A 12,430-nucleotide genomic window follows, 5' to 3' on the forward strand; every position below is an offset into this window, starting at 1 on the left:
TCGGCTGCGATAGTTACGCCTGTTAGTCCGCCATCATTGGTTACCGTTATTGCGATTTCTGAATCGGTTACCGCTACTCCATTTAAGGTATCGTTGGTAGTTACATCACCGGCATCGCCGCCTGTATACCCATTTACACTTGATAATTCTGCTGGTGTGGTATCGTCTACGGCATCGATTATAGCTGCATCTACCGTTACGGTTGCAGTGGCTGTATCACAATTCGTCGGATTTAAGTTTTCACAGATTTGATATACTACGGCATAGCTTCCTGCTGGGGTACCTGCGGGTACACTCAAAGTTCCGTCGGCTGCGATAGTTACCCCTGTTAGTCCGCCATCATTGGTTACTGAAATTGTTATCTCAGCATCGGTTACCGCTACGCCATTCAACGTATCGTTGGTAGTTACATCACCGGCATCACCGCCTGTATACCCATTTACACTTGATAGTTCTGCTGGAGTGGCATCATCCACAGCATCGATTACCGCTGCATCTACCGTTACGGTTGCAGTGGCTGTATCACAATTTGTTGGATTTAAGTTTTCACAGATTTGGTATACTACGGCATAGCTTCCAGCTGGGGTACCTGCTGGTACACTTAAGGTGCCGTCTGCTCCGATAGTTACGCCTGTTAATCCGCCATCGTTCGTTACTGAAATGGTAATTTCCGAATCGGTTACGGCTACTCCATTTAAGGTATCGTTGGTAGTTACATCACCGGCATCACCGCCTGTATACCCATTTACACTTGATAGGTCTGCTGGAGTGGCATCATCCACAGCATCGATTACCGCTGCATCTACCGTTACGCTTGCAGTGGCCGTATCACAATTCGTTGGATTTAAGTTTTCACAGATTTGATATACTACAGCATAGCTTCCGGCTGGAGTACCTGCGGGTACACTTAAAGTGCCATCGGCTGCGATAGTTACGCCTGTTAGTCCGCCATCATTGGTTACTAAAATGGTTATCTCTGAATCGGTTACAGCTACTCCATTTAAGGTATCGTTGGTAGTTACATCACCGGCATCACCGCCTGTATAGCCATTTACACTTGATAATTCTGCTGGAGTGGTATCGTCAATTGCATCAATCACAGCTGCATCTACCGTTACGGTTGCTGTGGCTGTATCACAATTTGTTGGATTTAAGTTTTCACAGATTTGGTATACTACGGCATAGCTTCCGGCTGAGGTACCTGCTGGTACACTCAAAGTGCCATCGGCTGCGATAGTTACGCCTGTTAGTCCGCCATCATTGGTTACCGTTATTGCGATTTCTGAATCGGTTACCGCTACTCCATTTAAGGTATCGTTGGTAGTTACATCACCGGCATCGCCGCCTGTATACCCATTTACACTTGATAATTCTGCTGGTGTGGTATCGTCTACGGCATCGATTATAGCTGCATCTACCGTTACGGTTGCAGTGGCTGTATCACAATTCGTCGGATTTAAGTTTTCACAGATTTGATATACTACGGCATAGCTTCCTGCTGGGGTACCTGCGGGTACACTCAAAGTTCCGTCGGCTGCGATAGTTACCCCTGTTAGTCCGCCATCATTGGTTACTGAAATTGTTATCTCAGCATCGGTTACCGCTACGCCATTCAACGTATCGTTGGTAGTTACATCACCGGCATCACCGCCTGTATACCCATTTACACTTGATAGTTCTGCTGGAGTGGCATCATCCACAGCATCGATTACCGCTGCATCTACCGTTACCGTTGCAGTGGCTGTATCGCAATTGGTCGGATTTAAATTTTCACAGATTTGATATACTACGGCATAGCTTCCGGCTGGGGTACCTGCGGGTACACTCAAAGTTCCATCGGCTGCGATAGTTACCCCTGTTAGTCCGCCATCATTGGTTACTGAAATTGTTATCTCTGAATCGGTTACAGCTACTCCATTTAAGGTATCGTTTGTGGTTACATCACCGGCATCACCACCTGTATAGCCATTTACACTTGATAGTTCTGCTGGAGTGGTATCATCCACAGCATCGATTACCGCTGCATCTACCGTTACGGTTGCAGTGGCTGTATCGCAATTTGTTGGATTTAAATTTTCACAGATTTGATATACTACGGCATAGCTTCCGGCTGGGGTACCTGCGGGTACACTCAAAGTGCCATCCGCTGCGATAGTTACGCCTGTTAATCCGCCATCATTGGTTACTGAAATTGTTATCTCTGAATCGGTTACCGCTACTCCATTTAAGGTATCGTTGGTAGTTACATCACCAGCATCACCGCCTGTATAGCCATTTACTGAACTTAGTTCCGCCGGAGTGGCATCATCCACAGCATCGATTACCGCTGCATCTACCGTTACAGTTGCTGTGGCCGTATCACAATTCGTGGGGTTTAAGTTTTCACAGATTTGATATACTACGGCATAGCTTCCGGCTGGGGTACCTGCGGGTACACTCAAAGTTCCGTCGGCTGCGATAGTTACGCCTGTTAGTCCGCCATCGTTGGTTACCGTTATTGCGATTTCAGAATCGGTTACCGCTACACCATTTAAGGTATCGTTGGTAGTTACATCACCGGCATCACCGCCTGTATACCCATTTACACTTGATAATTCTGCTGGTGTGGCATCATCCACAGCATCGATTACCGCTGCATCTACCGTTACGCTTGCAGTGGCCGTATCACAATTCGTTGGATTTAAGTTTTCACAGATTTGATATACTACGGCATAGCTTCCGGCTGGGGTGCCTGCTGGTACACTTAAGGTTCCGTCTGCTGCGATAGCTACGCCTGTCAATCCACCATCATTGGTTACGGTAATTGCGATTTCGGAATCGGTTACCGCTACACCATTCAAGGTATCGTTGGTGGTTACATCACCGGCATCGCCGCCTGTATAGCCATTTACTGAACTTAGTTCTGCTGGAGTAGCATCTGCTGTCGCATCGATTACCGCTGCGTCTACCGTTACGGTTGCTGTGGCTGTATCGCAATTGGTCGGATTTAAATTTTCACAGATTTGATATACTACGGCATAGCTTCCGGCTGGGGTACCTGCGGGTACAGATAAAGTTCCATCGGCTGCGATAGTTACCCCTGTTAGTCCGCCATTGTTGGTTACTGAAATTGTTATCTCAGCATCATTGACGGGATTTCCATCACTAGTATCGTTCGCAGTTACATCTCCTGCATTCCCACCAGCGTATCCGTTTACACTTGCCAAATCGGCTGGGGTAGCATCACTATTAGCTACCAAAACCATTGGAATTGCATTACATGATGAAGGCGCCGTACCCGCATTAGACTCATTAAAAGTACAGCCTACCTCCGCGGAGAATGTAGCTGTTAAATCAATTGGCCCACCATCAGCAGCAAATTGCACATTCGTAAATGTGTGCGGAGATGTTAATCCTGCAACCGAAACGGATGCTGTACCATCGCCTGTTAAATCTAATGTTCCTGTAGTAGGTGCACCTACAAAACTTACAGTAACATCCGCTGTAAAAAAGTCGTCTGAGGCAGTAGTTGGAGTTCCATTATCATTGCAAGTAGATAGATTTGAAGTGGCTATAGCTGAAATATTACAGGCTTCAGAAGCTGAAATCTGATTAACGAACACCCCTGAATCTAAAGAGGCATCCCCTGTATCGGCAAGAGCCATTTTAAATCGGTAGGTATTGCCTGGAACTAGTCCGGCAAAAGTACCTGTAAATTCATTAGTCAAACCATTATATTCGGTTACCACTGTAAATGGTCCTGAATTTGTATTACAAGCACCAGGTCCTGGTGGTGTTACAATATCATGTCCATTATTGATAAAGTGTACGGTTTGACTTAAATCTGCTGGTGCAGGAAAAGAAGGTTGATTACAACCTAAATATCCCCCATTAACACTATTTACTGCTACCGCATTACTCGTACCTGGTACAATAGCAATGTTTTGAGTTCCAGTAATTCCCGGTCCGGAAATAAAAAAACCAAAAATGTCATTAAAAACTGTTCCCACATAATCAGGATACTCATCAGAGCCAAATTGATAAGTGACTTGTAAATCTTCAAATCCAGGGTCTATAGTAACGTCAAATGAAAATACAATTACATCAAAATTAGCGGTGGCATCAATGGCAACTATATCAGAATCATTATAATTTACAGGCCCCGGTGCGTCAACTGTTGCCTGTACACCACTGTTGTTCGGAAAAGCAGCTGTACCGTTAGGTCCAAATGCTTGTGCCATACTTCCTGTGGTTAATGCTACCCCTGCATCAATTTGAAAATTCCCTCCGGTAACACCATTAGAAAAAATACCAATTTGAGTAGCCCTATCCCCTGCTTCTAAGGTTGGATTACTTAAGGTTACACCCGGTCCATCTAATTGGTTTAGCAAATCAGTATTACTAGAACCGGCTGTAAATGTTGCTTGACCGTATACTAATACGCCGCAGCATAAGAATAAAAGTGTTAGCGCGGGTTTAGAGAAGAATCGTTTATAGATTTTCATAATGGTTTTATAGTTAAAGTGGCTATTTGTTTATAAATTTTTATTGCGAGAATTTTATTTTTATACAGCTTCTAGTTGTTCCGCAAAAACTTAGTGTAAGTGTATTTGGGGGTGTTTTTAGAAGTGTTAAGTTTATTTAATTCTACAGCTATTTCCTATATCTACTATGATATTTCAAATGTATCTTACCCCATTAGATTCCTTTTACTAATTGTTGTGAAGCCTAGCAGAAATGTTGTAAATCATTACAAAACACGATATGAGCTACTTTTGTATTTGTAATCTTTTTCTTTCAGTCTTGCGAATCTACTCTAAACGCCTCAAAACCTTGATATTAGAGGGATAACCACCGTTTATCTATCGCTATTAGTGCACTAAATGAAGATTAACTGACAAATTAATGCATTTAAGAGCACGCTGCCACTATCGATAAATGGCAGGCAAAATGTTGAGAAATAATCAATTTCGATGAATGGTTACTTCTGAAGCGACGAACGGTATTTTAAAGAAAATAACACCGCATATACATCTTCAAAAGTATCGCTATTGTCCATAGCTAAAGAAAGGCCAGCACTGATTTCTGTACTTAATTGGTAACGACTTTCCAGATAGGCGTGTAGTACCGTTTCGGCAGCTAAATTGGTTAACGGACTTTCAGGAAAATATGGATTTAATCTCGTGCCTTGATTTTCGGCATAAGAGAATAACCCCTTAAATGAAATTTTATCAGTGGCTGCATAGGCTCCAAAATGATGCGCTTGTACTAAATTATTTACAATTCCCCTACCATCAGGTCTTGGTAACATAAAAGGTAATCCAATTGTTTTTCCATGATAGGTCCAACCTGAAACATACTTCCCGTTGTTAAAATAATTATCTCCTCCTCTATTTTCAGCAAAACCACTTTGATTATTGGTTTGCACATATTCGTACAACAAACCTTTAACAAAGTTATTGTTAGGCAACCCTAAAAACACCCCCCAAACCCCATCTGGAAAAGCGGCAAACTCTCGTCCAGAGCTATCTTCAAACAGATTCTGGTGATACAATTCTAAATTCAAATGTTCAAATTGTTTTTTGTAGTGTAAATGGTACGACCCAATATGATTACCCACGGCATTAGCTTGGTCTGCAACTCGAGCAGTTTCTCCTCCTTGTTTGCCTACAAAAACGCGCCAATAATCTACCAAAGCGGCCGGTTCTTTACCGTCGGGTGAGGTACCTCCCCATTGCGCGTAGTGGTATACCCCAGCAGTCAACGACGCTTTGGGTGTAAACGTCCATTTAAAACTTAGATTTTTATGATGTACCATAGTATTTTCTACTACACGGTCATCTGTCAACCAATAATTAGCAATTCCGGCTTGTATACCGAGCCAATCCCATATTTTTCCAAAACTGGTCATTTGAACGCTTACCCCTGGTAAAGCTCGAGCATTATTACTTCGTAAAATATCACCATTAGTGCTCGATAGGCCAAGTAACCGTTCTTCATCGGGTTTTGCCCCTGCTACAAAAGCTACTCTGTTTAATTGTAGCGCTGCATAGGCGGTATTTAATCGGGGTTGGGTACTGAGTAACGGACTATAATCTAAGAAGGTTTCCAGTCCAAAACTATAGCTATTTTTTTCTGTGTATTGTTTTTGGTAGTTACCGCCTACTACGGCTAAAAAATCAGTGTTCGCGCTAATTCGTCCTTGGGTGATATTTTGTTGATAGAACGGATTTTGCCCTTCGCCAGCAATGCCTAACAACTCCCCATAAACCGTGTATGACTCCTGTGCTTGGGTGAGCATTAGACTACAAACCGCAAAAAAGCTCAAAAAGAAAGTAGGTAACCGTTGGTTGTTCATTGGTCTTGAGTGTTCAAAAAACTTAGAACGAAGATACTAAGCTTCACCCAATTTTAACCCGAATTATGCATTAGAAAATTTATTACCACTTGGTGTTCATTTGGATAAAAATTTATCAAATCGAGTGAATTTCCGTTAGTCGAGCATAGCCGAAACCAGGAAATTTATATTCAGAATGAGCATTGTTGCGGCAAAAACTTGTTCTTGATACTTTCCCATTTTGGGACAACTCAAACAGACAGTTTTTCAGTTACCATTCATTCGAAACGCACCACGGGTCATTACTAGTTAATCGTATTCGGGCTCAAAGTCTAAATAGCCCGTATAATAACGATGACGCTTTGCTATTTTATAGGTAATTCCCCCCAAAACAGCATAGGTGTTCGAAAAATTCATTCCATCAAAATCGCCAGCTGTAGTCAGATGCAATTTTAAATTGGTATTCCAATGGTAGGTGCCTCCCAATTGCAAATAGGCTACTTTTTGGGTATCTACAAACCGTTCTCTCGATAAGCCTTCGTTCGTAGCAAAACTAGCCATAGCTCTTAATTGTAGTCCACCCGATTCGCCCATCACTCCAAAATGATGCGCTTTTACCATATTATTAGCTATACCTACACCATCTGCATTGGGGCGTATAAAAGGGATGCCGATAGTTCTGCCATAATGCGTCCAACCCGATTGGTATACCGTACTATTAAAATAATCGTCGTGTCCGCGTTCTGGGCGCACTCCACTTTGCCAATTGGTTTGTACATATTCATACAACACACCTTTAAGTACTGATTTTGAAGGCAATTGCCAAAACACCCCCCATAATCCGTCAGGAAACGTATGTCCTTCTCTACCTGAACTATCTTCAAACAACGATTGGTAATAGACATCAAAAGCACTGCCTTTTAACTGTTGGTGGTAAGCAATGCGGTAAGACCCTAAATGATTACCTGTACGTTCTTCCCCAGGAGCAAGTACTGTACCTTCACCATTTTTAATAAATAATACATCTGTAAATGCCCCTAAACCACCCGGTAAATTGCCCTGTGATTCTGAGGTTCCACCCCACTGTGCATAGTGATGCGCCCCTAAAGTTAAACGCGCATTCGGATTCAGTTTAAAAGTGAATTCTAGATTTTTATGATGTACCATAGCACCGTCTACAAATCGGTCATCAGTATGCCAATAGTTCGCAAAACCACCGCTCACGCCAAACCAAGTATTTAGGTAAATGGGTTTTGATGTAAAGATTTCCAAACCGGGCATTGGTCGGGCATTGTTACTCCATAAAATATCACCATTGGTGCTCGATAAGCCTAGGTATTTTTCTTTTCGTGGTCGTGCGCCCGCTGCTATACTCACCTCATCCCAGTCTAATTGGGCAAAATAAGTGCTAAAACGTGGGATTAATTGTTGTTGGGAATCAAAATCGATAAACGAGGATATGCCCACCTTTAAAAAGCGACCTTCAGTTAAAAATTGATTGTAATTGTATTGTAAAATAGAGAGGGCATCAGTATCGTTAGAACGTTGCCCTAAGGTATTGGCTGCTGTCCAAAACGGATTTTGCAATTTGGCTGCAATTGCCGATTGTTCAAAAGAACCGCGGTGACGGTATTGTGCTGAGCTTAATCCCATTCCGAATAGGAACACTAAAATAAATAGGTTGTAGGTTCTCAATGGTATGGTTTCTAGTTTTTTTCGTGTTTTAAATTTTTGCATTGGTTGTAGATTTGGACAACCTAGTAACGTTATTAGTTTGTAGTAATTATCCTACTTTTTATTTTTTAGATGTACAGCACAATGTATAGTCATTTCTGGGGGTGAAATTCTAAATTGTCGTGGTAAAACGCCTTTTTACTACGTACTGGTTTTACTTACGACTTGTTTTCATTTTTAGATGTTTTAAACGATGTAGTTCATCGAAAAATCAGCCGCAAAATTATTGGGAATTGTAGGTCGTTAGTCGAGGGGGTTAAGGTTTTATGAGGAAGATATTAACAGAGGGAATACGAAAAAATACGTTTAAATTTTAGATTTCTCAATTGTACTTAGACCTACTCATTTCGAAATGACTAATTAACTACTCCTTGTCATTTCGAACCGAAATAGAATGGAGTGTGAGAAATCTAAATATTAGAAAACTTCGCTGTTTAAAAAGTCCCACTTTGGATTGAATTCGTTGATTAGATTTTCCTTTTTTTCTCTTCTCCATTTTTTAAGTTCCTTTTCTCTTAAAATTGCTAAAGGCATAGAATCGAAAATTTCATAATAAATCAGATAGACACAATTGTATTTACCCGCAAAACTATTTTTACCATTTAAACTATCAAACTCATGCTGTGATAATCGTTGTTGTAAATTACCTGTTACTCCAACGTACAAAGTAGTCTTATTTTTATTCGTTAAAATATAAACATAGTAACACTTAGACATGCTCAAATATAAAAATAGGATTTCTCAATCGCAGCTAAGGCTACTCATTTCGAAATGACTAATTAACTACTTACTGGCATTTAGAACCGGAAGAAAATGTAGCTTGAGAAATAACTCGAAAACTAAGAAAAAACACGTTTGAACCAGGACTCTTTTTTGGCATCTTGAGCATAGCCATACCCATAACCATAGTTATACCCATAGCTTTTGGTATAACTCGGTTTAACATCATTAAGCACAAAGGCCATGTTGGCAATTTTGCCCGTTTTTTGAAGATTTTCGATATGTTCAAGCAAGCGCTTTTCAGTATATTCCGCACGTACTACATACAGCGTTACATCGGCATGCTCCGCAATCAGCATAGTATCTGTCACCAATACGGTTGGTGCGGTATCTACTACGATAATATCAAATTCTTTTTTAGCCTCTTCTAGTAATTGTTTGTAGCGTTTACCCGCCAATAATTGTGGTGGATTCGGTGGTATTTTACCACTACTCAACACCTTTAATTCTGGGTATTCTTCTGATGGGCTTTGCAAATAGCCTGTCCAGAATTCACTTTCGTTACTTAGCAATTCAGATAGCCCATGGTCATTACGGTCAAACTCAAAATGCTTGTGTAATTGCGGGTTTCGTAAATCGGCCCCTATTAACAATACTTTTTTACCCAAGCCCGCATAAGCCATAGCAGCTTGTACGGCCATCATGGTTTTACCTTCCCCTTTTACCGAAGAGGTAGAATACAACACCTTGCCGTTATCTCCACTTTTGAGCAAGAAATTTAAGTTGGTTCCCATTATGCGGAAACTCTCCCCTAATCGGCTACGTTCTTTTACTTGTTCGGTGGTTTTACCTTCTGGGATAAACGGTATTTCTGCTACTACAGGCGTTTCTGGTAAGGCCTTTTCCAAATCGTTACGCGAGTGTATTTTGGTATCTAACGAAAATCGCAAATACAACAACAAAAAAGGTAGCAATAATCCTGTTAAGCCTGCTACCCCAAACACCATCATTTTTTTAGGTGAAGACGGTATTTTACTGGTTAAGGCATAGTCAATTACTTTTATAGAGGGCGTAGTTACGGCAAAATTTATCGCTGCTTCTTCACGCTTTTCTAACAAGACCAAAAACAGGTTTTCTTTGAGGTTTTGTTGGCGCTCAATAGACCGTAAGGCACGTTCTTTTTCGGGTAGGGCAGAATACCTACTTGTACTTATAGCTCGGTCTTGTCGCAAATCTCGCAAGGTAGTACGCAACTGCGACATATAAATGTTTAACGACTTGGTAATGTTGGTTAAGCGACGTGACAATTGTTCGTTTATCGATAACAAAGCTGGATTGCGCTCGCCCATATTGGGTAGCATTTTTTCGCGATCCAGAACTAACTCATTATACCCAGCTACCAACGTATTTAAGTTCATATTTTCTAACCCCACATTAGCTGGCAACAACCCATAATCCACCTGACCTTTTACGGCATCTTGCATCATCTCGGTAATAGATACCTGGGTTTCCAGTTTAGATACCTCAGCTTCGGTTTCTGATTTACGTTGTAAGGTAAGGCCCGCATCCGCTTCTATATAAGCGAGTTGATTGTCTTCCTTATAGGTTTGTTTGCCCGATTCTATACTATCCAATTCTTGGGTGAGGTATACAAAACGGTCATCAATAAAATCTAAAGTACGTTGCGATACCAATTGGCGGTCCAATATACCATCTTCATTAAACTTATCAATCAACGTATTGATAATGGCTTCTGAACGTTCTAAACTCTCTCCGCTTAAGCTCAAGGCTAGAATATCGCTTTCTTTATCCGTAGGCTGTACCTGAATATCTTTAGATAACTGTAAAATGGTTTGATGCTTATCTTTTAAGGTAAAGCGATAGTCTAAATTTCTATAATTACTTTGCCAAACATCATCTACAAAACGTATCGTAAATGGTAATTCCTCAGAAGTATCTAAACTTTCATAGGGTACGTTGTACGTTTTTTCATCTTCTGAAGTTATTTTAAAACCCTCCTCATTAAGAATTACTTCGTAAGAACCCAAATTAGAGGTGCTATCTGCAATGGACTTTTTTTCTACCATAAATGGTACGCGCCATACTTGCGTGGTTTTTACATCACCTACATGAAAATAATCTATATCGAGTTGCAAGGCATCTACCACCTGAGTTAAAATTCGATAGGACTTTAATACCTGAATTTCGTTTTCAAGATTTACTTGAGATTTCCCCGTTAATAAAGAAGTTGGGTCTAACGCCAATAAATTTTCTTCGTCCTCCTTTAAAATTTTAATTTTGGCTTGACTGTCATAAATAATAGGTGCATAGCGCATATAGAGTACCGCAAGTGCTCCACAGATAAGAACCCCCAGTATAAACCAATACCAGTACTTGAGGTATTTTCCTATAAATTCTTTAAGATTAAAATTATCTTCTTCTGCGTCAAGTATAACTTGATAGGGAGCTTCTTTCATGATAGTGTTCTAACGCGTATTCGGGTTGGTACAAAAATAGACTATAATTGTTTTTGTAGGAAACTTCTAATTTTAGAGCTATTTATGAATACAATTCTAGCAATTTTCCTACAATTCTCGGGGCGGTTTTACCATCCCACAACGGAATATCCCCTCCTTTTTTCCATTCTCCTTTTTGCAGTTTTTCTAAGTACGGACCTATATTCTCCGGATTGGTACCTACCAATTCGTTAGTGCCCATGGTAATAGTTTCGGGTCTTTCGGTATTGTCTCTAATGGTTAGACAGGGTACCCCCATAACAGTAGTTTCTTCAGTGATACCGCCAGAATCTGTAATTACTGCTTTGGCATTTTTCACCAAATAATTAAATCGCAAATAGGATAACGGTTCAACATAATGCAACTGCTCATAACGTATTCCCAATTGCTGTAAGGTTTTTGCTGTTCTTGGGTGCACTGGAAAAACTACGGGTTGACCCTGAGTTCCTTCCATTATCGCCGCCATCAAATCTTTTAATTTTTGCTCTTCATCAACATTAGCAGGTCTGTGAAGGGTAAGTACAAAATAGGATTTTGGCATCAAGGGTTCCCCAGCGATTGCTAACTCTGGGTCCACCAAACGGTCCATATTTGCTAGTAAGGTATCAATCATGGTGTTCCCCACAAAATGAATACGTTCTTCCTCCACTCCATTCTTACGCAAGTTTTCGTTAGCAATTTCTGAAGTGGTAAAAAAATGGTCGGTAATACTATCTGTAACCATACGGTTAATTTCCTCTGGCATACTCAAATCCCAAGAACGAATGCCTGCTTCTACATGCACCACCGCAACCTGTAGTTTTTTTGCCGTAATGCTGCACGCCATAGTAGAGGTTACATCACCCACTACCAATACCACATCTGTAGGATTTTTAAGTAATTCTTGTTCAAAACGCACCATTATATTTGCGGTTTGTTCTGCTTGCGTACCCCCACCCGCTTCTAAATTGGCATGTGGTTCCGGAATGCCCAATTCTTCAAAGAATGAACCCGACATTTTTTTATCGTAATGTTGACCGGTATGCACCAATCGAAACTCAATAGGTTTTCCTACATCTTTTGCCGCGTTGATTGCATTAATAATGGGTGCAATTTTCATAAAGTTTGGGCGTGCCCCTGCAACTAAGGTAATTTTCATAGTAGT

General features: G+C 40.9%; 6 protein-coding genes. All 6 read right to left on the reverse strand.

The genetic code is table 11. The features are described from left to right. The coding region (locus tag H5V42_RS11560) for a choice-of-anchor L domain-containing protein (protein ID WP_185783334.1) at positions 1-4,484 on the reverse strand (4,484 nt) is incomplete at its 3' end. 476 nt (positions 4,485-4,960) lie between these two features. Beyond that, positions 4,961-6,337, reverse strand: coding sequence for a capsule assembly Wzi family protein (locus H5V42_RS11565; RefSeq protein ID WP_185783335.1), 1,377 nt, complete (start codon positions 6,335-6,337; stop codon positions 4,961-4,963). 288 nt (positions 6,338-6,625) lie between these two features. Further along, complete coding sequence (locus H5V42_RS11570) at positions 6,626-8,053, reverse strand: capsule assembly Wzi family protein (protein ID WP_185783336.1); 1,428 nt, start codon at positions 8,051-8,053, stop codon at positions 6,626-6,628. 414 nt (positions 8,054-8,467) lie between these two features. After that, a complete protein-coding gene (locus H5V42_RS11575; RefSeq protein ID WP_185783337.1) occupies positions 8,468-8,767 on the reverse strand; it encodes a GIY-YIG nuclease family protein in 300 nt (99 codons plus the stop codon). Positions 8,768-8,889: 122 nt separating this feature from the next. Further along, entirely contained in the window at positions 8,890-11,247 is a 2,358-nt protein-coding gene (locus tag H5V42_RS11580; RefSeq protein WP_185783338.1) for a GumC family protein, read from the reverse strand. An 82-nt stretch (positions 11,248-11,329) separates the two neighbouring features. Then, positions 11,330-12,424, reverse strand: a complete 1,095-nt coding sequence (wecB, locus tag H5V42_RS11585) for a non-hydrolyzing UDP-N-acetylglucosamine 2-epimerase (protein ID WP_185783339.1) — start codon at positions 12,422-12,424, stop codon at positions 11,330-11,332. Between the last annotated feature and the right edge of the window lie 6 nt (positions 12,425-12,430).

Origin of the sequence: Croceivirga lutea, from assembly GCF_014235875.1 — a bacterium.
Taxonomy (GTDB): domain Bacteria; phylum Bacteroidota; class Bacteroidia; order Flavobacteriales; family Flavobacteriaceae; genus Croceivirga; species Croceivirga lutea.